Raw genomic sequence first — 26515 nt, 5'->3', positions numbered from 1 at the left:
AATCATGATTTGATATCTTTAAATTAATGTTTTGATTTTGCATATTAAATATAAAGGTCTGGGATACTCACACAGGAGAATCCCAGACCTTTCAACATTAAAGTAATCGAAAACTGATCAAAATTAGTAATTAAAGATGATTACTTATGAAATCAGTAAAGTTAATGGTACCCTCAGCGGGAATCGAACCCACAACTAGCCCTTAGGAGGGGCTTGTTATATCCATTTAACTATGAAGGCTTGGACACTAGTTATTATAGTATTATCAAGGACTCAAGTCAATGAGGTGCTTGGGGAGGGAAGGCATTGGAGGTAGAAAAGGAAAGAATAAAAAGAGGCTCCCTTTACAGGAAGCCTCCAAGGACTAAACAATAGATCCAATCTGGTTTTTTGCTCTTCGCTTGGTGATGACGATCATGATGATGCCGAAGAGGATCGCGGCTAGGGAAATGAGCTGCGCCTGGCGCATGCCCATGAACATGAGGCTGTCGGTGCGCATGCCTTCAATGAAGTAGCGGCCGATGGAGTACACGATCATATAGGCATAAAGGGTGACGCCTTCCTCGTTCTTTCTTCGCTTTCCGAAGATGTACATGAGGATGATAAATCCCAGGACATTCCACAGGGACTCATAGAGGAAGGTGGGATGGTAATAGGTTCCCTTGATGAGCATGCCCTTTTGAATAAACTCCGGGAACCGCTTAATGAATTCTTCAGAGACCGGTCCGCCGTGGGCTTCCTGGTTCATGAAGTTGCCCCAGCGACCGATGGCCTGGGCCAGGATGATGGAGGGAGCTGCAGCATCCGCCATGGAAAGAACTTCCTTCACGGTCTTCTTCTTCACGAACTTATAGATGACGACCCCGACAGCGGCACCGATGAGTCCCCCGTGGATGGCCAGCCCCCCGTTTCGGAAGTTGAGGACATCCGCCAGCGTCTTGTAGTTCTCCAGTTCGTAGAGGACATAGTAGAGACGGGCACCAATGAGGGCTAAGGGGAAGGCGTAGAGGAAGGCGTCGGTGATGTCATCAAAACTGATGGTGCCTCCGCTTCTTCTGCAGTTGATATAGACAATGCCAAAGGCCACGAGGACACCCAGAGTGATGAGTACGCCATACCACATGACATCTATGCCAAACAAATTAAATGCTACGGGATTCATAGAACACCTCTTTTCTGCTTTTAAATTATTATACCACAGCACCTTACAAGAACCATAATACTCCGAGGGAGACAGGGGAATGAATCATGTTCGGGGAAGTGTTTCAGCAGAATTTCCTTGTCATAAGGTTCGAAAGCTGTTGATTTTCATAAGGTATCGAAGTTAATAGAATCTATTTTTTTTGATATTATTTTTTGGTTTTTAGTACTAATTTCACTCGTGATATGGATAAGCGATGGCTTATTTGCCGGAACCGAATTCGGATAAAGGAACCCCAACGGCCATAATCCGCCATGGGCGGGGGCTGGAACTGTTCAGATCCGTTGGGATTTGCTATACTGAAGACAAGATCAAATGGTGTGGAAGCGGAGGCGATGACATGAAACGAACATGGACTTTGGGAATGGCAGTGCTCATTGGCATAATGCTGCTTACCGGATGCTCCGGCAGTGCTAAGGAGATGGAGAAACTCCAGGCCGATAATAGCGCATTGCAGGAACAGGTGGATGTGCTCACCGGACAGCTCACGGCGCTGGAGGACAAGCTCGCCACCGTGACCAGCGAGCGGGATGTCTATGAACAGCAGCTCATCCGTCTGGGTTTTGTTCCCGGAGAAGATCCCGATACCCCCGTGCCCGGGGAGGATGAGGAAACCCTGCCGGTCTTTGGCTCCAATGAGGAAGGGGTCACGTCCCAGATTTCCACCGTGGTGGTGAAAACCGACGAGCCGCTCCTCACCAAGATGAATCTCCTAGGGGCGGAGCTCAGTGCCAAGTTCTTCGGCGGACTTCCCATGGAAGCCACGAAGATCAACACCGTGGAAGGAAAAGAGATCCTCATCGTAAATCTTAAGGAAACGGATACGGGGAAAACCTGGACCTATGACTACTTCCAAGGCTCCACGGGAGGACTGGAAACCATCATGGCCCTCAGCGAGACCTTCCTCCAGCGGGAATACGGCGGCCGATGGGTGGATGGCGTACAGTTTTTACTCAACGGCGAACCCATTGAATTTGAACATGTGGAAGCCCTCAGCGAAATCTTTTACCGGTAAGTAAGCACTCCAAGATCAGGTGTAAGCCTGGTCTTTTTTTTATCTTTGTGACTTAGCGTTAATGGAGTCCTGGCTGTCAAGGTGAATGGGGCGAATAGTAGGAAAGTCTAGCATTTATAAATACAGATGAAAAAGCTTTATCATCGAAGTCTTGGAAAGCAAAATTGCAAATAGTGTCTGAGAAATTGGTAAAGAGTATCAGGTGGATTAATTTCGTGATTCAGATAGAACATTAATGAAGTTACAGGTGAAGTGTCTTCGATCAATAGTACTCAAGCCTTTATTTTCAGCTGTCATCGGAGAACTTCGTTTTTCTTGCAGGGGTTGGAGAAGTTTGGATTTCCAAAATATGGCAGAGGTCCGATGCCGGGATCACTATCGACGTTTATCGTTGGCTCCATGCTAGGAGTCAAAAAACTTAGCGGAATTGCCTATCTTGTGCCTTATCTCCGAGGTACTGCGGATGCTCCTGGTGCTCCGGGCCGACGGCAAAGGACAGAGCGATCCCAGCGCCATTGCCAAGCACGATGAGTAGGTCTTCGGAATCCACATTTGTAAAGCGTAATCTCTTTTTCACAAAACTCCTCCCATACAAAAAGGCCGCATCAACGGATGCGGTCCTTTTTGTATGGGAGGAGTTTTTCGTTTCCTTATTCACCCTTCTTCAGCTGCCGGCGGATAAAGTACACCGTGGCCGGAAGCATGGAAATGAGGAAAATGAGAAGAATCAGGTAGTGGAACTTTCCCTGGAAGCCTGACATCTGGCCGAAGAAGAAGCCCACTGAGACATAGAGGCCGGTCCAGAAAGCATTGCCCAGGAGCAGGAAGGGGGAAATGTGGCGAAAATCAGCCTGGGTAAATCCTGCGGTGAAGGGAGTCAGGGCCCGGGCCACGGGAACAAAGCGGGAGCCCAGGAAAAGGCGCCGGCCGTTGTGGTCAAAAAAACCCTGGACCTTCTCGAAGTTTTCCTTGTTGATGAACTTAAAGAGCGTCCGGTCTTCAAACCGGCTGCTTCGGTATTTGCGGCCAAAGTACCGGCCGATGTGGAAATTCAGGGAGTCTCCGGCCACCGTGGCCAGGAAAAAGCCCAGAAGAAGAACGAATAGGCTGAGATCCCCCGTGGCGGCAAAGGCTCCGGCCCCCACCAGGAGGGAATCTCCGGGAAGGATGGCCATGACGACGGCCCCCGTCTCCAGAAAGATGATGAGGAAGAGGATGGCGTAGACCCCGAAGCCGTACTGGCCGATGAGATCGGCGATGTGGACATCCAAATGGGTGAGAAAGTCGATGATCTGCGTAAGGTCCATAATGCTCTCCTTTTGTGGTTTCTCCTTTCATTGTAGGGCAAAATTCTTGGAAAGACAGTGGATAATCATGAAGCCATTCTGTAATTTCCATGAATTGTCCTTAAGAATTGCGGGAGCTTCACCCGCCATGGGCTTTTCCGGTGGGGGATATTCGGATATCCCCTCAGCCAGGGGGTTACAAAACCAAAGGTGATCTGATATGCTTATCTTGAGTGAATAAAAAGGTTTACATGCATAAATGCCATATTAAAATGAAATATTTTATTAAGATACATAAATCTTTATAAATATAAGTTCATTATTTCTGACCTCGGGTCAGGGGGCGGATTGGTGGCAAGCCTTCGTATGGAACCTGCATAAGTGAAGGAGGAACTTACATGGAGAAGATTCGGGTTATTCAATGGGGTTTGGGCAATATGGGCAAAGGCATGGTGGACATGCTTCTGACCAAGGAAGGCGTAGAAGTGGTGGGGGGCATCGAGCGGAGGCTGGAAAAGCCCATGGACCTGGGGGTTTACCTGGGACGGGAAAAAATGGGCATCCCGGTGAGTGCCAATCCCCAGGAGATCGTGGAGAGGACCGAACCCGATGTCTGCATCCTGGCCATTCATTCCTTCGTCCGGGGCGTGGTGGAGGAAATTTCCTTCCTGGTGAGCCGGGGAATCCAGGTCATCACCATTGCCGAGGAGATGGCCTATCCCTTTGTCACAGAGCCGAAGCTCAGCCGGGAAATCGATGAGCTGGCCAAGGTCCACGGGGTCACGGTCCTGGGCACGGGAGTCAACCCGGGCTTTATCCTGGATACTCTCATTATCCAGCTTTCCCTAGGTGTCCGCCGGGTGGACTCCATCCGGGCCCGCCGGGTCAATGACCTGTCCCCCTTCGGGAAGACGGTCATGGAGGAGCAGGGCGTGGGTCGCACCGTGGAAGAATTCACCCAAGGGGTGAAAGACGGAACCATCTATGGCCATGTGGGCTTTTTGCAGTCCATCCCCATGGTGGCGAAGGCCCTGGGGCTTTCCTACGATGAAATCGTCCAGACCCGGGAACCCATCGTGTCCAAGGTCCGCCGGGAAACCCCGGAAGTGGTGGTGGAAGCGGGAAATGTGGCGGGATGCAACCATACGGCCGTGGCCCTTAAGGACGGAAAACCCGTCATCACCCTGGAGCATCCCCAGCAGGTCCGTCCGGACCTGGAGGGCATCGGCACCGGGGACTACATTGAGATTTTTGGCGACCCCAACCTGTCCATGGTCATTACGCCGGAAGTGCCCGGGGGCATCGGCACCATCGCAGCGGCGGTGAACGTCATTCCTCTGGTGCTCCAGGCTGCCCCGGGCCTGAAAACCATGGCGGATCTTCCCGTGGCCCACGCCATCATGGACGATTTCCGAAACCATATTTAGGAGGCAGATACGATGGTGAAGTCAGACACCTGGGTGGAAATCCGGGAAATTATCTTAAGGCCCGAGGAGCGGACGGGAAACCTTCCGCCGGAAACCCAAAGGGTCCCTCTGGAGATGCGGCTGAAGGGCTTTCTTTTAAAAGAGGCACGGCTGGGGGAGCAGGTGGAGATTAGAACCCTCACGGGTCGAAGGGTGACGGGAACCCTTACCCGGGAAAACCCCACTTATGACTATGGCTACGGCAAAGAATTCATCCCGGAGCTTCTGGAGATCGGGATTACCCTCAGGGCCCTCTTGGAGGATGAACATGCATAAGGATATGAGCTATGGGGCCGTCATGGGCCGAAAAAATGAAATCATGAAAAAAGCCCTGGGCATGGACTATGCCCGGTATGAGGAAACTCCTCTGGCCTTCGACTATGAAGCCATGATGAAGGACGTGGGTATTACGCTGGAGGAAGCGGTGGTGATTCAGCGGGAAGCCGCCGTGGGAAACACCCCCCTCATTGAGGCGAAAAACCTCACGGCCCTGGCCCGAAAGCTCTCCCCGGAAGGCTACGGCGCCCAGATCCTCATCAAGGACGAGGCGGCGAATCCTTCGGGAAGCTTCAAGGACCGGCGGGCATCCTTAGCCGTGCATATGGCCAAAAAACTGGGCTACAAAGGCGTGGTCACCGCCACCTCCGGAAACTACGGCGCCGCCGTGGCGTCCCAGGCGGCGAGGTACGGCCTCCAGTGCATCGTGGTCCAGGAATGCTATGACAGTCGAGGCGAAGGACAGCCGGAGATACTGGAGAAGCAGCGAAAATGCGAAGCTCTGGGCGCTGAGGTCATTCAGCTCACCGTGGGGCCGGAGCTCTTCTACACCTTTTTAAAGATTTTGGAAGAGACGGAATATTTCAATGCCTCCCTCTACTCCGCTTACGGCATCCGCGGGGTGGAAACCCTGGGGCTGGAAATCGCCGAGGAAGTCCGAAGACGCTACGGCAAGGATCCCGACGTGGTCCTAGCCACCCACGCCGGGGGCGGAAACCTCACGGGCACGGCCCGGGGCCTCCAGGCCGCGGGGGCCTGGAACACCAAGGTGGTGGGCGTCAGCGTGGATCTTTCCGGCCTCCACATGGCCTCGGATGTGGATTTCAATAAGAAGTCCTTCACCACGGGCCATACGGGCTTCGGAATTCCCTTTGCCGCGTACCCCGACCGCTCCGATGTGCCCCGAAGCGCCGCCCGGGCCCTTCGGTACATGGACGAGTACTACCTGGTGAAGCAGGGAGAAGTGTTCTACATGACGGAAGCCCTGGCCCAGCTGGAAGGCATGGAGCGGGGACCGGCGGGGAATACCTCGCTAACCGCAGCTTTTGCCCTGGCCCGGACCTTGAAGTCCACGGACATTCTTGTGGTCCAGGAGACGGAGTACACCGGGGCGGGAAAACACCCGCTGGCTCAGCTGGCCTTTGCCCGGGATCACGGGATCACCGTGGGTTTTGGAAATCCCGAGGAGGAAATTCCCGGAAAATCCATTATTCTTCCGGCATCGCCGGAACTCATCGGCCTTCGGCCCCAGGATCTGGAGAGCCTGCGCCGCTCCCTCATCAAAAACCTGGTGACCCAGCGGCAGGTCACCCAAGTGACGGCCCGGGACCTGGAATTTTTACAGGAAGAGACCCGGGGTAGCGAAGAATTTGTCGTGAAGACCCTCGAAGAACTGGGGATACCCGTTTGTGCGGAGGATGCAAAGAGAGGATAAAAGGATGGCACAGAAACGAAACGACGATTATGAAATCCGAAGAGAACATTTAAAGGGACTCAGCGATGAGGAGCTGAAGGCCCGCTTCTTTGCCCTGGCGGAGGAGATCGTGGCCCCCTTGGTCACCCTGTCCCAGGAAAATACAACGCCTTCTGTGGAGCGGTCTGTGCTCCTTCGCATGGGCTTTTCCAGCCTGGAGGCAAAAGTCCTCACGGACTTTTGTCTGGATCGGGGACTTCTTAACCGGGGTGCTGGTCATGTGGTCCTGCGGGTGGCCCAGGAGCTGGGGCGCTCCTATCGGGACGTGGGCCGGGAAATGGCCGAGGGACAGCATGGGGACCTGGCGGTCCGGCTGTTTCTGGGAGGGGGAAAGTGATGCTGAAGAAGGATGAAAAACTAAACATCGAAGGGATTTTGAAGGATCTGGACCAGTACCGCCCCCGAAGACGGGGATGGCACTGGCGGGAAAAGGTGGAGAACCTTCAGCTGGGGCCCTTCACCTATCGGGAAATGAGCGAGTCTTTGGTCCAAAGCCAGAGCCTGCCCTCGGCAAAATATTTCGGGGGCATTGATCCCCAGCCCCGGCCGGTGATTACCACGGAAATCGCCTCGGGACGCTTCGAAGACGATATTCGGCGCATGCGCATGGCGGCCTGGCATGGCGCGGACCACATCATGGTCATCCGTACCGCGGGCCAGAGCCACTATGACGGGCTCATCGAAGGAACTCCCCAGGGCATCGGCGGCATTCCCATTACGCGCAAGCAGGTCCGGGCCCAGCGCAAGGCCCTGGATCTCATCGAGGATGAGGTGGGAAGGCCCATTAACTTCCACTCCTATGTCTCTGGGGTGGCGGGACCGGAAATCGCCGTCATGTTCGTGGAGGAAGGGGTCAATGGGGCCCATCAGGATCCCCAGTACAATATCCTCTACCGCAACATCAACATGGTGCGCTCCTTTGTGGATGCGGGCTATGCCAAGGCTGTCATGGCCCTGGGAGGGCTAGCCCAGATCGACGGCGCCCACAATGCCAACGCCACAGCCCGGGAGGCCTGGAAGGTTCTGCCGGAGCTCATGGTGCAGCATGCGCTAAACTCCGTGTTCTCCGTGAAGGCGGGGATCAAAAAGGAGAACATCTGCCTCAGCACCGTGCCGCCTACAGCGCCGCCGGCGCCCTCCATGCGGCTGGATCTGCCCTATGCCGTGGCCCTGCGGGAGTTCTTCAGCGAATACCGCATGCGGGCCCAGCAGAATACGAAGTATATGGAGTCGGACACCCGGGAAGCCACAGTAACCCATGTCCTCAATCTCCTCATCTCGGAGCTCACGGGGGCGGACATCCAGTCCACCATCACCCCCGATGAGGGACGCAACGTGCCCTGGCACTACAACAACATTGCCGCCGTCAGCACGGCGAAGCAGGCCTTCCAGGGCCTGGACGGGCTCCTGGATATGGTGGAGCTGAAGAAAGACGGCCCCCTTCGGGAAAAGGTCCGGGAGATTCAGGAACGGGCGGTGCTCTTCCTGGAGGAAATCTTAGAAGTGGGCGGCTATTTCCAGGCGGTGGAACAGGGCTTCTTTGTGGACTCCGGCTATTATCCGGAGCGCAACGGCGACGGCATCGTCCGGAAGATCGCCGGGGGTCTCGGCGAAGGGACGGTCTACCCCAAGGCGGCGGACTACTTCGCCCCCGTCAGCGGCTTTTTCGGCGTAAACCATGTGCCGGAGGAGTGGGCCCATCCTGAGGACGCCATCGGCGGAGACACCTTCACCGTCCCGGAGAAGATTGTCTACATTGACGAACTGGATCCTGAGGATCAGGTGGCGGTGCGGCTGAAGGAAACAGCCCCGTATCGAGAAAGAGAACATATCAAGCCTGAGGTGGAATGGGCGGGAGACGGCGTGATCCTCCAAACCATGATGCTTCCCGTGGATGAGCGGACAGCGGAAGCGGCCGCCGTGGAAATCGGAAAGCGCATGGGTCTTCTCGATGTGGAAGTGGTCCACAAGCAGGTGATGCAGGCGGCGGAAGGAACCTTAGTGGAGATCAAGGGAAGGTTAGCCTTTGACGTCGATGCCAATACCCTGACCCTGGCGCCAAAAGCGGAACTTCTCTCCGAAGAGGAAATCCGGGCGGACATTGCCCAGCGCCCCTTAAAGATTGTAGCGGGAACCCTGGGCCATGACGAACACTCCGTGGGCCTTCGTGAGATCATCGACATCAAGCACGGCGGCATTGAGAAGTACGGGGTGGAGTGTCTCTATCTCGGCACCTCCGTTCCCGTGGAGAAGCTGGTGGATGCGGCCATTGAATCCCATGCGGAGGCTATCCTAGCCAGCACCATCATCAGCCACGACAACATCCACTACAAGAACCTGAAGAAGCTGGCGGATATTGCGGCGGAAAAAGGGGTTCGGGACAAGCTCATCCTCATCGGCGGAGGCACCCAGATCATCGCGGATCTGGCGGTGAAATCCGGGGTGGACATGGGCTTTGGCCGGGGAACCAAGGGGGCCCATGTGGCCACCTATCTGGTGAAGGAACGCCGTGCCCGGCGGGAAAAGGAATGAGAACGAATCTGGAAAGGGGGAAAGCGGGATGAACATTGATGTCTTAGTGGCGGAAATTGGAAGCACCACCACCGTGGTCAATGCCTTTGGAGGACTCCATGGGCAGCAGCCCGCTTTTCTCGGCCAGGGCCAGGGGGTGACCACAGCCCTCCAGGGGGATGTTCGGGTGGGCCTTCGGGAAGCCATGGCGGATCTTCAGCAAAAGTTAGGGTTAGAGACCTTGGAGTATGAGGAGTTTCTGGCCACCTCCAGCGCAGCGGGGGGCCTTCGGATGACCGTCCACGGTCTGGTGCTGGATATGACGGTGAAAGCCTCCCGGGAAGCGGCCCTGGGGGCTGGGGCGGTGATCAAGCTGGTGACGGCAGGAAGGCTGAAGGCCTCGGATTTGAAGAAAATTGAGAGGATCCGTCCCAATATGATCATGATTGCCGGGGGGCTCGATTACGGCGAACGGGAAACAGCCCTGGAAAATGCGGAAAAAATACGGAGCCTGGAGCTTCCGCTGCCGGTGATCTATGCCGGCAATGTGGAAAACCAGGAGGAGATCCGGGAGATCTTTTCCGGAAGTCCCATGGAGCTCTATGTGACGGACAATGTCTACCCCCGGGTGGATGTGCTCCAGGTGGAGCCCGCCCGGAAGATCATCCAGGCGGTGTTTGAAAAACATATTGTCCATGCCCAGGGCATGGAGCATGTGTATGATCTGGTCTCCGGTTCGGTGATGCCTACCCCGGGCGCGGTGATGGAAAGCGCGAAAATCCTGAAAGAGGTGCTGGGGGATGTCCTCATCCTTGACGTGGGGGGCGCCACCACGGATGTTCATTCTGTCACTGCGGGATCCGAGGAGATCAACCGGATCCTCCTGGCTCCGGAGCCCGAGGCCAAGCGCACAGTGGAAGGGGATCTGGGGATCTATGTGAACCGGATGAACCTGGCGGAGCGTATCGGCGAGGAAACCTTAAGGAAGGAGCTAGGGCTGGGCTTTGGTGAGGTGGAAGAGCTGCCCCCGGTGCCCCAAAAACCGGAGGAGATCGCGCTGGCCCTTCGCCTCACGGAGGAAGCGGTGAAGACCTCTTTGGAACGGCATGCGGGAAATCTTCGGAATCTCTACGGCGAATCGGCGGGAAGAAAGCGGGTGGCGGAAGGCAAGGATCTCACGGAGGTGAAGTTCATCATCGGTACCGGCGGAGCCCTCACCCGGCTTCCGGGTGCAGCGTACATTTTGGAAAAAATCCAGACCATGGGCCGGGGGGAGCGGCTGTATCCCCAAAAGGAAGCGAAAGTGCTCCTGGACCGGAACTATCTTCTGGCCTCCCTGGGGGTGCTGTCCCGGCACTATCCCGAGGCGGCCAAAAGGCTCATGCTGGAGAGTATCGGACTTTGGAATGAGGAGGGAGTAGATCATGTATCCCTTGATTGAAATTCATCTGGATAAAATCGAGAACAATTCCCGGAAGGTCCATGAGATCTTCAAGCAAGCGGGAATATCCATCATGGCGGTGACCAAGGGTTTCAGTGCGGAGCCTAGAATCGCCGAAGCCATGCTCCGGGGGGGCGCGGAGTTCATCGCCGATGCCCGCATCCGGAACCTGAAGCGGTTGGCGCATCTGCCGGTGAAGAAGGTGCTTCTTCGCCTGCCCATGAAGAGCGAAATCGAGGATGTGCTGTCCTACTGTGACTACAGCCTCAATTCGGAACTGGACACCCTACGGGAGATCGGCAAGGCAGCATCCCGCCGCCAGATGGTCCATCAGGTCATCATCATGGTGGATCTGGGGGATTACCGGGAAGGGATTCGATACCACAAGGTGGAGGAATTCATCAAAGAGGCCGTGACCATTCCGGGGATCCGGATCAAGGGCTTCGGGGTAAATCTCACCTGCTTTGGCGGCGTCATTCCGGAGCAGACAACGCTCCTTCGCCTGGTGGACATCGCCATGCGGATGAAGGAGAAGTATGATCTCGATGTGGAGATCATCTCCGGGGGCAGCTCCTCCAGCGTGTATCTCATTGAAGAGGAAAACGGGTTTCCTCCCGGCGTGAACAACCTGCGCCTGGGCGAGGTGATTCTTCTAGGCAAGGAAACGGCCTTTGGAGAGCATTTTGACGGGCTGGAGGAGGATGCCTTCATTCTCAAGGCCCAGATCATCGAGCTGAAGGAAAAGCCCTCGGTGCCCCACGGGCGCATCGGCCGAGATGCCTTCGGAAACATCCCCCGCCACGAGGACCGAGGGATTATCCAGCGGGCCATTCTGGCCCTGGGCAAGCAGGACGTGGATCCTTCGGGGATCATTCCCGTGAACCCCAAGCTCAGCATTTTGGGGGCCAGTTCCGATCATCTGATCCTGGATGTATCCCGGGAAGAGGACATCTATGCCGTGGGGGACATCATCAGCTTCTATGTGAAATACGGCGGCATGCTCAACGCCATGACCTCCCCCTATGTGGAGAAGGTCTTCATCGAGGAGAGCGAAGGCGGCGGCAGCGATGACCCGGAGGAGGAGCTGGCGCTGGCGGCGGATCTGTAGTGGAAACGTCCCGGGCAGAATGCGAATCTGGAAATAATTCAGGGCACAATTCAGGAGAGTGAAAATGGTTACAGGGGAAAATTTCGACTTCAGCCAGAGAGAGGGGGTTTCCCGGCCTTGGGGCGGGAGGATCCGGGAAAGGGAGCCGAAAATCCTGTTGTCCAAGCATTTCGGAGATGACATAATGGAATTAATTCAAGCCGAATAAAATGATGTGAGGAGAGATACTATGACAAGAATTTTCAATTTTTCCGCTGGTCCCTCCATGCTCCCCGTACCGGTACTGGAACGGGCAGCCGCCGAAATGCTCGACTATGAGGGATCCGGCATGTCCGTCATGGAAATGAGCCACCGCAGTAAGGTCTATGACAAGATCATCAAGGATACGGAGGCCAAGCTCCGGGAAGTCATGGGCATTCCGGAGAACTACAAGGTCCTCTTCCTCCAGGGCGGCGCGACGCTGCAGTTTGCCATGGTTCCCATGAATCTTCTGGTGAAGAGCGGAAAAGCGGACTACGTCGTTTCCGGCAGCTTCTCCGGCAAGGCCTACAAGGAAGCTCAGAAGTACGGCAAAATCAGTCTCGCCGGCACCAGCAAGGCAGACAACTTCAACCACATTCCGAAACAGGAAGAGTTAACCCTGGATCCGGAAGCGGACTATGTGCACATCTGCCACAACAACACCATCTACGGCACCACCTTTAAGTACATTCCCGAGACGGGCAATGTACCCCTCGTGTCGGACATGTCCTCCTGCATTCTGTCGGAGCCTGTGGATGTGTCCAAGTTCGGCCTCATCTATGCCGGTGCCCAGAAGAACATGGGCCCTGCCGGTCTCACCGTGGTGATCATCCGGGAGGATCTGGTGGGAGAGCCCCAGCCCCTGACCCCGGTGATGATGAACTACCAGGAAATGGTGGCCAATGACTCCATGTACAACACCCCACCCACCTACGCCATCTACATCCTAGGCCTGGTTCTGGACTGGGTGAAGGACATGGGCGGTCTGGAAGGGCTGAAGGCGAACAATGAGAAGAAAGCCAACCTGCTCTATGATTACCTGGATTCCAGCAAAATCTTCAAGACCACCGTGCTGAAGGAAGACCGCTCCATGATGAACGTCACCTTCCGCACCGAGACTCCGGAGCTGGATGACGCCTTTGTCAAGGAAGCCACGGCCAAGGGATTCTCCAACCTCAAGGGTCACCGGGCGGTGGGCGGCATGCGTGCCTCCATCTACAACGCCATGCCCGTGGAAGGAGTTCAGGCCCTGGTGGATTTCATGAAGGAATTTGAAGCCAAGCACAGCGAAGTATAAAGGGATAAGGGAGGTCAATATGAAAAGAATTCTTGCGGCTGACGGCATGGAGCAAAGCGCCATCGCCAGACTTACCCAGGCAGGCTTTGAGGTGGTGGATGCCCACTACGAACTGCCGGAGCTTTCGGAAAAAATCAAGGAGTTTGATGTCATCGTGGTCCGTTCGGCCACGAAGGTCCGGGAACCCCTCATTGATGAGGCGGTGAAGGGCGGACGGCTGAAGCTCATCATCCGCGGCGGCGTCGGCGTGGACAACATCGACGTGAAATACGCCGAGGAGAAGGGGATCCGGGTGCGCAACACCCCCAACGCCTCCAGCGCTTCCGTGGCGGAACTGGCCATCGGCCATATGTTCAACATCGCCCGATTCATCCACAGCGCCAATGTGACCATGCGTCAGGGTCAGTGGAACAAGAAGCACTACAACGGCATTGAGCTTTCCGGCAAAACCCTAGGTCTCATCGGCTTCGGACGCATTGCCAAGGAAGTGGCCAAGCGGGCGGCAGCTTTGGGCATGACGGTGATCTACACCAACCGCAGCGGTCCCCATCCCGAGAATGAGCCCTATACCTATGTGACCTTGGAAGAGCTTTTCCAGAAGGCGGATTTCATATCTCTCCATATGCCTAAGCTGGCTGACCGTCCGCACCTCATCGGCAAAGAGGAAATCGAGAAGATGAAGGATGGGGTGTACCTCATCAACACCGCCCGGGGCGGACTCATCGATGAAGAAGCTCTTTGCGATGCCCTGGACAGCGGAAAAGTCTCCGCAGCGGCCATCGACGTCTTCAAGGAAGAACCCACGAAGAACGAGCGGCTGTACACCCATGACAAGATTTCCATGACGCCCCACATCGGTGCCTCCACGGATGAGGCCCAGGAGCGCATCGGGGAAGAGATCGTCAATATTATTCTGGAGTTTTTCGCCTGAGGAGGAAGAAAATGGCAGTAATCAAACCCTTTTGCGCGGTACGCCCCACGCCGGAACTGGCGGACAAAGTGGCTGCGCTTCCCTATGATGTCATGAATTCCGAGGAAGCTCGGGAAATGGTCAAGGACAATCCCTACTCCTTCCTTCACGTGGACAAGGCAGAGATCGATCTGGAACCGGGAGTCGATCTCTATGATCCAATGGTTTACGCCAAGGCTAGGGAGAACCTTCTCCGCTTCATCGAAGAGGGCACCCTCATCCGGGAGCCGAAAAAAGCCTTCTATATCTATACCCTCGTCATGGACGGCCATCCCCAGACGGGACTGGTTTCCCTGGCTTCTGTGGACGACTACCTGAATAACGTGGTGAAAAAGCATGAGTTTACCCGGGCGGACAAGGAAGCAGACCGGATCCGCCACGTGGAAGTGACCAATTTCCATACGGGACCGATTTTCCTCACCTATGTGCCAAAAGACAGCATCACAAAGCTTCTGGAGGAGTATCAGAAGAACCATACCCCCCTTTACGACTTCATCGCCGAGGACGGTGTGGGCCATAAGGCCTGGTCCATTCTGGATGAGGATGTCATCCAGAGACTGGAAGAAGAGTTTAGCCAGGTAGAGTCCCTCTACATTGCCGACGGGCATCACCGGGCAGCCTCCGCGGTGCGGGTGGGCGAGAAAAAGCGAAAAGAAAACCCCGGCTATACGGGTGATGAAGAGTTCAACCACTTCCTGGCGGTGATTTTCCCCAGCAATGAGCTGCGGATCATGGACTACAACCGGGTGGTGAAAGACCTCAACGGGAAATCGGAGAAAGAGTTCATCCAAGCCGTGGAAGAAAACTTCACCGTGACGCCGGCGTCCCAGCCTGGACCCTATAAACCCCAGAAGAAGCATGAGTTCGGCATGTATCTGGAAGACCGCTGGTATGTTCTGGAGGCGAAACCCCATATCGTCTTTGACGAGGATCCCTTAAAGCGCATCGACTGCAAGATTCTCCAGGACAATCTGCTCCATCCCATCTTAGGCATTGAGGATCCCCGCACGGACAAGCGCATCGACTTCATCGGCGGAATCCGCGGACTGAAAGAACTGGAGACCCGGGTAAAGAAGAACATGAAGGTGGCCTTTTCACTGTATCCCACCCTCATTGAGGATCTCATCGCCATCTCCGATGCGGGCATGGTCATGCCACCCAAATCCACATGGTTTGAGCCGAAGCTTCGCAGCGGACTGTTCCTTCACGATCTGGAATAACAAAGTGAAGCAGCGGGGCTGGAGAGTTTTCTCCAGCCCCGATTTCAATGGGTTAATGGAAAATGTATATTACTAACGTTATGTTTGGATGATCGGATCGCTCCTCAGTCAATGTTTGTTTCGAAGAAGGAAGGGTGGATAACATATCTCTGGCGGGATACGTTATCCACCCTTCTTTCTTCGAAATTCAGGACCTCTTCTTTGCTGATCTGGAGGTCCTGACGGGCCTCGGAATGCGCCGGTTTATACTCCTTCTGGACACGCTGCAATAGATCCGGTTTTTCAGAGAGACAACGTGGCCGGTATGGGGAGCCATCGCCACAATGAAGGATCGGAATGATTGATGCAGGTTTTCCAATGAACAGGCTTGATGTATAAAAATAACAAGATAGGCAAAACTATTCTTTGAGAGGAAGAACTAAAGAATTCAAAGAAAAAACTGAAAGCAACACGGATGCCCTATGGACAGCAATAAAAAGGGCGTTTATAATACAGACAAGAAGATAAAACAATATTCATATAATTCAGCATACATTAATAAGGAGGGGTCCAATTGAGAAAAAAATTTACAAGTCTCATCCTAATGCTATTATTTTCACTGAATTTTTTCCCAATCCGTGTTCAAGCTTTACCAGGAGAAACGACCCTAGGCTATGCATGGAGAGCGTATAGCGGAGTGGGAAATCCTACAGGACTAATATCAATAAGTATTCCGGATGGCACTCAAACGCTTATCAAAGCAGATGATGGAACAGTAAACGGATTCATGGCAGGGGGAGATTTCGTTGGTGACCAGCTGTTCATGATTGACTTTGCCGGAAACTTTTTCGAAGTCGATTATGTTACAGGGACAGTAAGACTTGTGGGAAACACGGGAATGACCACCACTGGATTTGCTTTCGATACCATCGATAATAAGGCCTATGTACTGACAGGCTCAGCGCTTTATTCGATCAATCTGGAGACAGCTGCGGTAGCACAGCTCTTTTCACTTGGCGATGGCAGTAATCTTTTTATCGACTGTGCATTTAATGCCGCTGGAGAGCTTTATGCCACAGATATCGGCACAGACCAGCTGTTTAAGGTGAACAAGAACACCGGAGAACTGACAGTCGTTGGACTACTGGGTGTGGATATCAATTTTGCTCAGGGCCTCTCCTTTGACCGTGATAATAATATTCTTTATGGAACTTTATATCAAAATGGCGGCACTTCTGGGGTTTACGAACTGAATACCACCACAGGAGCCGCGACAAAGCTCTCCGATTTTTCGGATGAGATCGATGGCTTTGCCATTCCTTATGAGGCTTTCGGGGTAAAGTTCTATGACGAAGATGTGTTACTCAAGCACACTTTTGTTCTTTCAGATACTCAGGCGGTGACCAAACCTGCAGACCCGGTGAAAGAGGAAATGATTTTCACGGGTTGGAACACCATCGCAGATGGCACTGGAGAACACTTTGCTCCAGCTGATGACATTTATGTCACGGAAGACACCGTTCTCTATGCCCAGTACAAGGCAAAAGAGTACAAGGTTGCCTATGACGGCAATGGAGCTACAAGTGGAACAGCTCCTGCAGATGAAACACTTTATCTGAAAGGCGATACTGCAGCAATCCTGGACAATACCTTCCTGAATCCCGGATATTATTTTGCCGGCTGGAACACAGAAGCCAATGGAACGGGAACAAGTTTTAAGCCAGGAGACACTTATACTTTTGGAAGCGAAGACCTGACGCTCTATGCACAGTGGACGCTCTCCGATTACACCATCACCTATGATGGAAATGGACATACTGAAGGAATAGCTCCTGTAGATGGGACCATGTACCACATGGAGGATGAAGCAAATGTTCTTACTGGAACGATGACAAAACTAGGGTTCACCTTCGATCACTGGAATACCAAAAAAGATAACACCGGAGATTCCTATCTTCCTGGAGATCTTCTTCCCATCGGAACTGAGAATGTCGTGCTTTATGCGCAATGGACACCCGTGCAGTATAAGGTATCCTTTAATAGCAACGGCAGCACAGCAGGAACACTTCCTGCAGATCAGGAACATGTCATGGGCGATGAAGTGGTTCTTCCACAAAATACGCTCCTTCGTGCCGGATACCGTTTTACGGGATGGAATACCAAGGCAGATGGAAAGGGAATAGCTTATGAACCTGGAGATAAATTTATACTAGGTGCAGAAAATTTGGTGCTTTATGCCCAGTGGGAAGAAGAAAACTATACCGTAACGTATGATGTAGGCGGTGCGAAAGGAACAGCACCTGTAGACAGCAAAACTTATGTGCTGGGCGAAAGCGTTACGGTCCTAGGCCATACCTTAACGAAAGACGGCTATCAGTTTGCAGGATGGAATACCGAGAAAGACGGTTCCGGCAAGCTCTATCAAACCGGCAATACCTTTGCCATAACGGAAGGGAATCTGGTACTTTATGCCCAGTGGACCCAGGTTCTTCCTAAAGCCGGCTCCAGCTCCAACTTCTTGATCTTCGGTTTCGGATTTTTGTTCATTCTGGCAGGTGCGGTGACTCTGGTGAAGAGAAAAGAAAGTCTGTAAGGCAAACTTTCTGAACAAAGGCGCTACCATTCAGAAGTGAGGTAAACACAATACATAGAACCATCCCGGAGTCGCACTCATTTTTGAAGTAAGTGCAGCCTTCGGGATGTTCTTTGTCATATAGACATCTCCAGGGTATATATTAGATCTTTTGATCTTTTGATTGATCTTTGATCTTTTGATTTTGCGGAATTTCTTAAAATGGAGTTGACGAATCAGAGGTTTTCCTATAAAATTAACTGTGTTGCCCGCCAAGTATTGGTAGGCCCATATGTGGAGAGGTGTCCGAGTGGTCGAAGGAGCACGCCTGGAAAGCGTGTATTGGGGAAACTCAATCATGGGTTCAAATCCCATCCTCTCCGCCATTACCGTGCTAGATGGGGAGTTAGCGGTGCCCTGTAACCTGCAATCCGCTGCAGCAGGATTGAATTCCTAGCCGAGACATTGGCTTTTGAGGTCTGACCCTCAAAAGTGACGTTGATAAGTGGGTCCCACGCAACGGATGTCTATGAACCTCGTCAGGACCGGAAGGTAGCAGCGATAAATAGAATGTTTCGTGTGCCGTGGCCAACCTATTTTGAGTTTACTCTTTGGGTAACGTTCGGAGGCCATTGTCAGAGTTAGGTGCACGGTATCTCAGTAAGATCATCCCAGTCGAAAGACTGGGACTTTTTTTATGTTCAGGGATGATTTTTCTCCCGCAGGAACTATAATGGAGTTGAAATCTACGAAAAATGAGGTGGGTCTATGCTGTCATTGAATTCCTGCATTGGGGAATACACCCGTCAGCTGCAGTCCGGGGAGCTTCAGCGGGCACATCGGGAAATTCTCCTGTTTCTGGGGGATCTGCGAAAAGGTCTTTCAGCAAAGCGGCCGGGGGATGCTTTCAGCCGGATTTATCCCGGAGTGATGGATCTCTCCTTCTTCACCTTTGCTCCACCGGAGCTGGAATCTTTGGGACTGAAAATCGTGGTGGCCTATTTTCATCCTCAAGGAGCCTTCGAAGTATGGCTTTCCGCCCGGAACCGAAGCATCGCTGAAACCTATGGGGCAACCTTTCGTGCTCGGGTAGCCAGTCGCATGGCCATCACCCACGATGAGGAAAACCTCGACGCCCTCCTGGAGCACCGGGTGACGGAAACTCCGGATTTTGAAGCGCCGGAACTTCTCAAGGAGATTCTGGAAGAAAGTGTGGATAAGTTCACCATGGCTGTGGAAGAGTCTCTTCGGGAAAAGTAAACCATGGGCATTCACGAAATAAAGAAACCTAATGAAAGGAAAAGCGCACCCCATTTCTGGACTCGATGGTTCCAGAAATGGGGTGCGCTTTTTTTTCGTATTGCTTCGACAAGCCTAGGAAATATATGGTCGACCTTGTTGGAGATGTATAAGTCTCGAGGCAAATAAGGGCTGCATATTCACCAAACGAGCGTCTCGGGTCATCGCGGGATCCCGGGGGGACTTATCCCTGCCGGGACATCAGGTCCATGAACTGGTGCATTTTTCTGCCCAGGGTATACTTTTTCTGGCTATTCTTCTCCAGATAACCTGATTCCGTCATGGTTTTTAGAAGACGTTCCACCGTGCTGGTGGAGAGTTCCGTTCGTTCTGCGATTTGGGTCAGCGTGAGGCTTCGATGCTCTTCGCAAAAGCAGCTGAGGATTTGGAGTCCTCTTTCCAGGGAACGGACGCCGGAGCTAACGACAGGTTTATCAGGGGTAGTCATGGTTATCATCCTTTCTATGTACAATGCCGGGATTCAGGAGAATGGGAACGCCAGAGCCTAGAAGCTGTTTAACATCATTCCCATCCATTGCGGTGAAAGGGAGGACGATACTTATGGATTGCCAGGATTTCGAGACTGGAGTTTGGAAGAAGAATGCGTGAATCATGCCTTCTTCAGAGATCCTGGGAAGAATCATTTTCTTTCCGCTATTTTACCATACAGGATAACGAGTGGGAACTAAGGGCTGATAAATGGGCAGAAGAGCAGAAGATAAACACAGGACCTAAGCATCAGAATATCATGCAAAATCCCCCAAGTTGACCTTCCGGTCCTTGAGGGATGATCTCAGCTTTGGATTAGGTGGTGGGGGCAGGCAGACCGTTGAGCTCATACTTGCAGAGCCTAGAGATCTTGTAGAGATAGCTGCCGATGCGCTCCATGACGGGAAGCATCTCTAAATAGATGAGGCTGGCCTCGATGGAGCACTGGCCGTTTTCCAGGCGCCGCACGTGGTTCTCGGAGTACTTGGCCGTGAGGGTATCCATGGCCAGATCCAGGGTTTTCACCTCATTGTGGCAGTCCTCGCCGTAGCTTTCCAGATTGCAGCGGGTGAGGCGGATCATTTCGTCCAGGTGCTTTCCCAGGTCCTTTAGCTCCGCCAGGGCTTCCGGGGTGAAGAGGAGCTCCCGCTCCGCCCGGGAAATCTGCAGGGTGTAGAGGTGGCTGGTGTGCTCGGCGATGCGTTCCAGATAGCTGGCAGCTTTAATGATCCCGGGGAGCATGGTGGAGTCCTGGGCCGTGAGGGCATTCTGGGAGAGCTGCACCATGTAGTTCGTGAGATCCCGCTGCAGGTGATTCATGGTGGAGAGGTTTCCCCGAATGAGAGGAGCCGCATCTTTGCCGTTGGCCGCCAGATCCTCCAGCGTCCTCTTCAGCATGTCCCCATCGGTGATGAGGGCGCGCCGAACCTCTTTTCGGGCCGCATCCAGGGCGGCGGACGGAGTGTCCAGAAGAAGGGGATCGATGTAGACTTCCCGCTGGAGCTGGGGGGCCTTGCGGTCCTTGACGATGGTCGTGAGGAGCTTCACGAAATAATTATTCATGGGCAGGAAGACCAGCGCCACGATGATGTTGAAGAGGGTATGGGAGTTGGCGATCTGGAGCTGAATGTCGGTGCTGCCCTGGGTTACCTGGGTGAAGTATTCGATGAATCGGGTGAAGAGGGGCAAAAAGGGAAGGACGAGGAGGACGCCGATGATATTATGCAGCGCATGGCCCCAGGCTGTGCGCTTGGCGTTGGTGTTCCCCCGGGTGCTGGCCAGAAGCGCCGTCACGGAGGTGCCGATGTTGTCGCCGAACATGAGGGCGATGGCGGAGGTGAGGTTGAGAAGCCCGGCGCTGCCCAGGAGCATGACGATGCCCACGGTGGCGGCGCTGCTGTGGACCAGGGCGGTGGTGACGATCCCGAGGAGAATGCCGATGAAGATATTGGAGGCATAGTGTTCAAAGAAGCCCCGGATGGTGGCATTTTCCTGCATGAAGGGGATGCCCTGGTTTAAGATGGTGAGCCCCAGGAGCATGAAGCCGATGCCCATGACGGCCTGGCCGATATTTTTAAATTTATCCTGATTGAAGAAGGTATGGAGAACAAAGCCTGCGGCAATGATGGGCAGGGCGAGCTTGACCAGGTTGAAGCTGAAGCTTAAGGCCATGAACTGGGCGGTGATCGTGGTGCCGATGTTGGCGCCGTAGATGATGCCGATGGCCTGGGGGAGCTCCAGGATGCCGGAGTTCACAAAGCCCACGCTGAGGACGGAGATGGCGGTGCTGCTTTGGACCAACGCCGTGAGGAAGATGCCCACGAGGAAGGCCTTCCAAAGCTTACCCGTGACCTTTTGAAGAAACTTTTTCATCATGCTGCCGCTCATGCGTTCGAGACCGTCTCCCATGAGGTCCACGCCGTACATGAGGAGGGCGGTACCGCCGAAGATGCCGAAAATAAATTGACTCATGTTTCCCATCACCCTTATTCGATATTCGTTTTGTATCTTGTCAATCTCTTAACATAACCATAACACTAAGAGGTTCCCTTCACAATTCGATTTCTTTATGATGGGGAAGATTTTTCGTTCCCCTTGGCTGGAGGAACCTTTCGGCGGAATATCCGCCACAAATTATGAAATTTTGGGCGGTTCTCATGTATAATGGAAAGGTAAGTAAGGAAAAAAAGAGGTGGTGTTTTCATGGCATATACGGCATTGTACCGGGAATGGCGGCCCAAGGTGTTCAGTGATGTGATCGGACAGGAGCATATCACGACCACGCTGATCAATGAGATCAAGGCCGGCCGCATCGGTCACGCCTATCTCTTCAGCGGCACCCGGGGCACCGGGAAGACCACCTGCGCGAAGATCATGGCCAAAGCCCTGAACTGTCTTCGTCCGGTGGAGGGAGAACCCTGCAACGAATGCGACATGTGCCGAAAAATCGATTCGGGCATGTCCCTGGATGTGGTGGAGCAGGATGCGGCCACCAACAATAAGGTAGATGATATCCGGGATCTGGTGGATGAGGTGCAGTACCCGCCCCATGAGGGGAAGTACAAGGTGTACATCCTCGATGAGGTCCATATGCTGTCCACCGGTGCGGTGAATGCCTTTTTAAAAACCCTGGAGGAACCGCCGGAGCATGTGGTGTTCATTCTGGCCACCACGGATCCCCAGAAGCTCCCCGTGACGATTCTCTCCCGCTGCCAGCGCTTTGATTTCAAGCGGATCAGCTATAAGGAGATCGCCCGAAGGCTTCGACGAATCTGCGAGCAAAAAGGAATTTTTGCCGAGGACAAGAGCCTGGAGCTCATCGCGAGGATCTCCGACGGGGCCATGCGTGATGCCCTGAGCATCATGGATCAGGCCATAAGCATGGGCGAGGGAAAGCTGGACTACGGCGATATCCTCGATATGCTGGGGCTTTCCGGCCAGGAGAATCTCTTCCGGCTCTCGGAAGCCATGCTGGCCAAGGACGTGAAGGAATCCATCCGCATCCTCGATGAAGTGGTGGATGGCGGAAAGGATCCCTATAGCTTTACCAAGGATCTCATCACCCATTTCCGGAATATTCTCGTGGCAAAGATCATGCCCAATCCCGAGGAAGTGGTGGACCTATCCAAGGAAGACATTGAGATCATCCGGCGGCAGGGGGACATGGCGTCCAATGAAGTCATCACCCGAATCATCCGCATGCTGCAGCGGGCGGAGGAACAGGCAAAGTTTTCCAAGCAGTCCCGGATCTATCTGGAGCTGGCGATTATCAGCCTGACGAAGAGCGAGCTGGACTCCTCCAAGGAGGCCATGCTGGGCAGACTCTCCGCCATTGAGGATTACCTGCGCCGAGGCGTTGTACCGGCGGGGGCTAAACCTTCAGCAGAGGCGGCCCCGGCTCGGGGAAGTGCGCCGGCGAAGGCTGTCCCGGAAAGTCCCCAGGGGAATCCCCATGAGGAGCTCACCCGGGGCGAGGAGCTCAAGGTGGTGAAGAACGCGGTGAAGATCGAAGAAGAGGTCTTCAACGACAACTGCACCGTGACGCTGGATCTCGTGAAGCGCAACTGGAAGGAAATCATGGAGGCCCTGAAGGCAAGACGCCAGATGATCATCCAGGCATCTGTCATTGTGGGCGCTCCCGTGAAATGCGATCGGGGCGTCATCGAGGTGCGCTTCGGCAAGGAGTATGCCTTCAGCAAGAAGCGGCTGGAGAAGAAGGAAAACCGGGAGATTCTGGAGGATGCGGCGGCGTCCATTCTCGGGGAAAAGGTCCGCTTCCGCTTTGTGGTGGAAGGGGAGAAGGCCGAGGAAACCCCTGGAGAGGATCCGGGCAGCTTCGATGCCAAGCTCCGGGAATTCGGCATCGATATTGTTGACGAATAAAGGATCCATCGGTAAAATGCAGATAGTGAATGAACAATCTATGGAGGGATAAAATTATGGCAAAAGGATTCCCAGGAATGGGCGGAGGAAATATGAACAACCTGCTGAAGCAGGCGCAGAAGATGCAGAAGGAGATGGAAAAGAACCAGAAGGAGCTGGAGACCAAGGTCTACGAAGCCACCGCTGGCGGCGGAGCCATCACGGTAAAGATCAACGGCAAGAAGAAGCTGGAAGAAGTGAAGATCAACCCCGATGTGGTGGATCCGGAAGATGTGGAAATGCTGGAGGATCTGGTCCTATCCGCAGTGAATGCAGCCATGCAGATGGCGGACGAAGAGGCCGAGAAGGTCATGGGAAAACTGACCGGAGGCATGGCGGGCCTGTTCTAATGAGGTGAAAGAATGGATTTCTATCCAGTAGCAATCGAGAAGCTCATCGAGGAATTCGCGAAGCTTCCAAGTATCGGGAATAAGACCGCGCAGCGGCTGACCCTGCATATTCTGAACCTTCCGGAAGAGGAGGTCCGAGGATTTGCCGAAGCGCTGATCAAAGCCCGGGGGACCATCAAGTACTGTCAGGTCTGCGGGAACTATACGGAGAAAGACCCCTGCGCTATCTGCGGGAATCCCAGCCGGGATCACCACACCATCTGTGTGGTGGAGCAGCCCAAGGACATCATGGCCATTGAGCGGGTGCGGGATTTCAACGGCGTCTACCATGTGCTCCACGGGAATATTTCCCCCATGGCCGGGCGAGGCCCGGAGGACATCAAGATCAAGGAGCTCGTCCGAAGAATGTCTGGCGAGATCAAGGAAGTCATTGTGGCCACCAATTCCACCATTGAGGGGGAAGCCACGGCCATGTATATTTCCAGAATCCTGAAACCTTTAGAGGTCAAGGTGACCCGTATTGCCTCGGGTATGCCCGTGGGCAGTGATCTGGAGTATGCCGACGAGATTACATTAAGTAAAAGCTTCGAGGGGCGAAAAGAGATCCTCTAAGGAAATAAAAATTTTCGCAATCAGAGAGACAGCAGAATGGAAAAGAGTGAAGTTCACTGAGCTTCACTCTTTTTAGTTCCCTTTTTTGCTTTTTGACATCATGGGAATTGGGTCTCTCTTCTGGGTTTTCTTCCCCAACCCGGGGTTAAGAAGGAGTAAATGGGGGATAGTATTGTGGACAACCCCCAGCGGGATGTGGGCAGTTTCCAAGGAGATGTTAGGAGATATGCAAGATTTTTCGCTTACCCGGCGATGAACAGCCCATCAAAAACTTCGGAGGCAGTTTTACCGGTTCCGATGATGGTGTCCTTCTCATCCAGGGCGAACCAGCCAATTTCTCCAGCGGTATTCATGACAGAGACCCATTTCGCGTTGTCGCATTCCTTGAGGGTCACCACATCGCCTTTTTTGAGGGTGATCCCGTCAGTGGAATCGGTCCTGGACTTTTTCAGGGTGAGATCGGTAAGCATCGTCACTTGGTGGTTCATGGGGTACAGATCTTTCTTGATTTCGGTTAAGGATTGCCCGTCTTCGAGCTGATACTCAGCTTCGTAGTTCCAGGTCATGAGAAAGAAGCTGGTCTTCAGCGTTTTCACGATACCGGAACCATCCACGGAGACCTTGCCCAGACCCTCGGTGGGGTTGCCATTCACATAGCGTTTTCCGTAGAAGCCCGGGATTGTTCCGATGACTTCAAGGACTGTCCCGTCATATCGGATGAAGGTGGTGGCAGGATCTTCGCTTTCGCCATACTCACTGACGGCGATTTCGCGATAGCGGTCGGTTTTATCCAGATCTACGATGTTGAACCTTGGCTCGAAGGAAGCGGAGTAACCGCGAACTTCCAAGGTTCCGATGATCAGCTCATACCCCTCATAAAGATCGGGAAGGGCATCCGGCGTGACAAAGTCTCGGGCGATGAGGACTATCTCTTCTTCCTGTCCGTCACTGTTAAGATCGAATTTCTTTGTGATCTGCAGGAGATTCACTGTCATGGCATTCATGTCGGATTTGATGTTGTCATAGGACATCTTGTCTGGCGTTTCCAGGGGTGCCAGGGTGTACTCTTCCGCAGGGGTTTCGACTTCTGTTTCCACGTTGGTTTCTACGGGAGTCTCCGTGGGTTCGATGATGGGGGTCTCGGTGCTGGGTTCTTTGGGAGGTACAGTGGCACAGCTAAAGAGCAGAAAACTTGAGGCGACGACAGAGACGAGACAAGGCCAATATTTCCTTTTCATTGTCATGCCTCTCCTTTTTTATGGTTCTCTATGTCAGCTATATCGTGGCACCAGATCATGTCGAAGAGAATACAAATCTCTAACATATTCGTTAACTTTTAGATAACCTATTTCAGCATCCCGGTATTGCGAGAAATATCTTGAATGTCAGGGAAGAATCGGAGTCTCTAATGAGCATAAAAGGACCATCACTCACCAGCATTAAGTCAGCGAATATGTGATTCGAGGAGGGGGATATGTTCGAAGGCTTAGTGTAGAATTTTTGTTGGACGAAAAAAGAGAATAGCTCTAACCGTGTTATGATTAAAGTTGCACCAATAACACTTCACGGAAGGAGCTATCCTCATGAACATTATAACGGACATCATCGAAAAAATCATTACCCTTACGAACTCATTAGAAGATAAAATCCAGGAGGGTGTAGGATTGACGGGGTTGGTGGATTGCACCAAGGCTGTCACCGACGACATCGGCAGACTCCTCCTGGCAGAGAACGTGAGGACCATCGAGCAGTCCATGCAAAACAGCGAAGAACGAAAGGCGGAATGGGTTGTTCAGGCCCGAGGGCGGGAAAAGACGATTTCCACCCTGCTTGGGGATCTGCAGTATGAGCGGACCTACTATAAGCACCGGGTCACCGGTGAGTTCAATTATCTGACGGATGAGTTGCTCGGACTGGAACCCCATCAGCGGATCGATACCGGGCTTCAAGCCGATATGCTGACCAAAGCCAAGGAAATGTCCTATGAGCAAGTGGTGCAAAGCTATG

General features: G+C 53.5%; 22 protein-coding genes, 2 tRNA genes and 1 other RNA gene. 19 read left to right on the top strand and 6 right to left on the bottom strand.

Annotated elements, in window-relative coordinates; translation table 11 throughout:
* Positions 1–165 precede the first annotated feature (165 nt).
* Positions 166–240: transfer RNA gene (locus KCG48_RS10870), tRNA-Arg, on the bottom strand.
* A gap of 124 nt (positions 241–364) precedes the next feature.
* Positions 365–1162 carry a prolipoprotein diacylglyceryl transferase gene (gene lgt, locus KCG48_RS10865; RefSeq protein ID WP_211802241.1) on the bottom strand — a complete coding sequence of 266 codons (798 nt, stop codon included), beginning with the start codon at positions 1160–1162 and terminating at the stop codon, positions 365–367.
* Between the two features lie 379 nt (positions 1163–1541).
* On the opposite strand from lgt, the gene KCG48_RS10860 reads away from it, so the two are divergent.
* The gene (locus KCG48_RS10860; protein ID WP_211802240.1) at positions 1542–2216 is read left to right on the top strand and encodes a hypothetical protein; all 675 of its coding nucleotides are present in this window, start codon (positions 1542–1544) and stop codon (positions 2214–2216) included.
* A 650-nt stretch (positions 2217–2866) separates the two neighbouring features.
* Here KCG48_RS10860 and KCG48_RS10855 read toward each other — a convergent pair.
* The gene (locus KCG48_RS10855; protein WP_211802239.1) at positions 2867–3523 is read right to left on the bottom strand and encodes a VTT domain-containing protein; all 657 of its coding nucleotides are present in this window, start codon (positions 3521–3523) and stop codon (positions 2867–2869) included.
* A gap of 377 nt (positions 3524–3900) precedes the next feature.
* Here KCG48_RS10855 and ord point away from each other — a divergent pair, with 377 nt between their 5' ends.
* The 14 genes from ord to KCG48_RS10785 all read left to right on the top strand — a co-directional run bounded on the left by ord (position 3901) and on the right by KCG48_RS10785 (position 19097).
* Positions 3901–4929 (top strand): 2,4-diaminopentanoate dehydrogenase, encoded by a 1029-nt coding sequence (gene ord / locus KCG48_RS10850; RefSeq protein ID WP_211802238.1) that lies wholly within the window; start codon positions 3901–3903, stop codon positions 4927–4929.
* A 12-nt stretch (positions 4930–4941) separates the two neighbouring features.
* Positions 4942–5244 (top strand): 2-amino-4-oxopentanoate thiolase subunit OrtA, encoded by a 303-nt coding sequence (gene ortA, locus KCG48_RS10845; protein ID WP_211802237.1) that lies wholly within the window; start codon positions 4942–4944, stop codon positions 5242–5244.
* Positions 5237–6679: a 2-amino-4-oxopentanoate thiolase subunit OrtB gene (gene ortB, locus KCG48_RS10840; RefSeq protein ID WP_211802236.1), complete on the top strand. Its 1443-nt coding sequence runs from the start codon at positions 5237–5239 to the stop codon at positions 6677–6679. The genes ortA and ortB overlap by 8 nt, the downstream gene beginning before the upstream one ends.
* A gap of 4 nt (positions 6680–6683) precedes the next feature.
* Complete coding sequence (locus KCG48_RS10835) at positions 6684–7055, top strand: ornithine aminomutase subunit alpha (RefSeq protein ID WP_211802235.1); 372 nt, start codon at positions 6684–6686, stop codon at positions 7053–7055.
* Positions 7055–9250 carry a D-ornithine 4,5-aminomutase subunit OraE gene (gene oraE / locus KCG48_RS10830; protein WP_211802234.1) on the top strand — a complete coding sequence of 732 codons (2196 nt, stop codon included), beginning with the start codon at positions 7055–7057 and terminating at the stop codon, positions 9248–9250. The genes KCG48_RS10835 and oraE overlap by 1 nt, the downstream gene beginning before the upstream one ends.
* A 28-nt stretch (positions 9251–9278) precedes the next feature.
* The gene (locus tag KCG48_RS10825; RefSeq protein WP_211802233.1) at positions 9279–10670 is read left to right on the top strand and encodes a GlmL-related ornithine degradation protein; all 1392 of its coding nucleotides are present in this window, start codon (positions 9279–9281) and stop codon (positions 10668–10670) included.
* Positions 10654–11778: an alanine/ornithine racemase family PLP-dependent enzyme gene (locus tag KCG48_RS10820; RefSeq protein ID WP_211802232.1), complete on the top strand. Its 1125-nt coding sequence runs from the start codon at positions 10654–10656 to the stop codon at positions 11776–11778. Before KCG48_RS10825 ends, KCG48_RS10820 begins: the two co-directional genes overlap by 17 nt.
* A gap of 229 nt (positions 11779–12007) precedes the next feature.
* Positions 12008–13096 (top strand): 3-phosphoserine/phosphohydroxythreonine transaminase, encoded by a 1089-nt coding sequence (gene serC / locus KCG48_RS10815; protein WP_211802231.1) that lies wholly within the window; start codon positions 12008–12010, stop codon positions 13094–13096.
* Positions 13097–13115: 19 nt separating this feature from the next.
* The gene (locus KCG48_RS10810; RefSeq protein WP_211802230.1) at positions 13116–14027 is read left to right on the top strand and encodes a D-2-hydroxyacid dehydrogenase; all 912 of its coding nucleotides are present in this window, start codon (positions 13116–13118) and stop codon (positions 14025–14027) included.
* Between the two features lie 11 nt (positions 14028–14038).
* Complete coding sequence (locus KCG48_RS10805) at positions 14039–15286, top strand: DUF1015 domain-containing protein (protein WP_211802229.1); 1248 nt, start codon at positions 14039–14041, stop codon at positions 15284–15286.
* A 553-nt stretch (positions 15287–15839) separates the two neighbouring features.
* Positions 15840–17858, top strand: coding sequence for an InlB B-repeat-containing protein (locus KCG48_RS10800; RefSeq protein ID WP_211802228.1), 2019 nt, complete (start codon positions 15840–15842; stop codon positions 17856–17858).
* A gap of 275 nt (positions 17859–18133) precedes the next feature.
* Positions 18134–18223, top strand: a tRNA-Ser gene (locus KCG48_RS10795).
* Between the two features lie 3 nt (positions 18224–18226).
* Positions 18227–18490: signal recognition particle sRNA large type (gene ffs / locus KCG48_RS10790), an RNA gene on the top strand.
* A gap of 115 nt (positions 18491–18605) precedes the next feature.
* Positions 18606–19097, top strand: coding sequence for a DUF7000 family protein (locus KCG48_RS10785; protein ID WP_211802227.1), 492 nt, complete (start codon positions 18606–18608; stop codon positions 19095–19097).
* A 223-nt stretch (positions 19098–19320) separates the two neighbouring features.
* Here KCG48_RS10785 and KCG48_RS10780 read toward each other — a convergent pair whose 3' ends face one another.
* Together KCG48_RS10780 and KCG48_RS10775 are read right to left on the bottom strand one after the other, a co-directional pair.
* Positions 19321–19584 (bottom strand): helix-turn-helix domain-containing protein, encoded by a 264-nt coding sequence (locus KCG48_RS10780; protein WP_211802226.1) that lies wholly within the window; start codon positions 19582–19584, stop codon positions 19321–19323.
* 356 nt (positions 19585–19940) lie between these two features.
* Positions 19941–21596, bottom strand: a complete 1656-nt coding sequence (locus KCG48_RS10775; protein ID WP_211802225.1) for a Na/Pi cotransporter family protein — start codon at positions 21594–21596, stop codon at positions 19941–19943.
* 231 nt (positions 21597–21827) lie between these two features.
* Here KCG48_RS10775 and dnaX point away from each other — a divergent pair, with 231 nt between their 5' ends.
* The 3 genes from dnaX to recR are packed head-to-tail and all read left to right on the top strand — an operon-like array spanning position 21828 to position 24508.
* Positions 21828–23507: a DNA polymerase III subunit gamma/tau gene (dnaX, locus tag KCG48_RS10770; protein ID WP_211802224.1), complete on the top strand. Its 1680-nt coding sequence runs from the start codon at positions 21828–21830 to the stop codon at positions 23505–23507.
* 56 nt (positions 23508–23563) lie between these two features.
* Positions 23564–23896 (top strand): YbaB/EbfC family nucleoid-associated protein, encoded by a 333-nt coding sequence (locus KCG48_RS10765; RefSeq protein ID WP_211802223.1) that lies wholly within the window; start codon positions 23564–23566, stop codon positions 23894–23896.
* Between the two features lie 12 nt (positions 23897–23908).
* A complete protein-coding gene (recR, locus tag KCG48_RS10760; RefSeq protein ID WP_211802222.1) occupies positions 23909–24508 on the top strand; it encodes a recombination mediator RecR in 600 nt (199 codons plus the stop codon).
* Between the two features lie 242 nt (positions 24509–24750).
* Here recR and KCG48_RS10755 read toward each other — a convergent pair whose 3' ends face one another.
* The gene (locus KCG48_RS10755; RefSeq protein WP_211802221.1) at positions 24751–25746 is read right to left on the bottom strand and encodes an SH3 domain-containing protein; all 996 of its coding nucleotides are present in this window, start codon (positions 25744–25746) and stop codon (positions 24751–24753) included.
* A 345-nt stretch (positions 25747–26091) separates the two neighbouring features.
* Between KCG48_RS10755 and KCG48_RS10750 the strand changes: the two genes are divergently transcribed.
* On the top strand, positions 26092–26515 hold a 424-nt coding region (locus KCG48_RS10750), incomplete at its 3' end, for a UPF0236 family transposase-like protein (protein WP_211802220.1).

Origin of the sequence: Proteiniclasticum sediminis (genome assembly GCF_018128025.1) — a bacterium.
In the GTDB taxonomy this organism is placed as follows: domain Bacteria; phylum Bacillota; class Clostridia; order Clostridiales; family Clostridiaceae; genus Proteiniclasticum; species Proteiniclasticum sediminis.
Note: the sequence above shows the minus strand (reverse complement) of the source record. Positions and strands in the feature narration are given on the sequence as shown.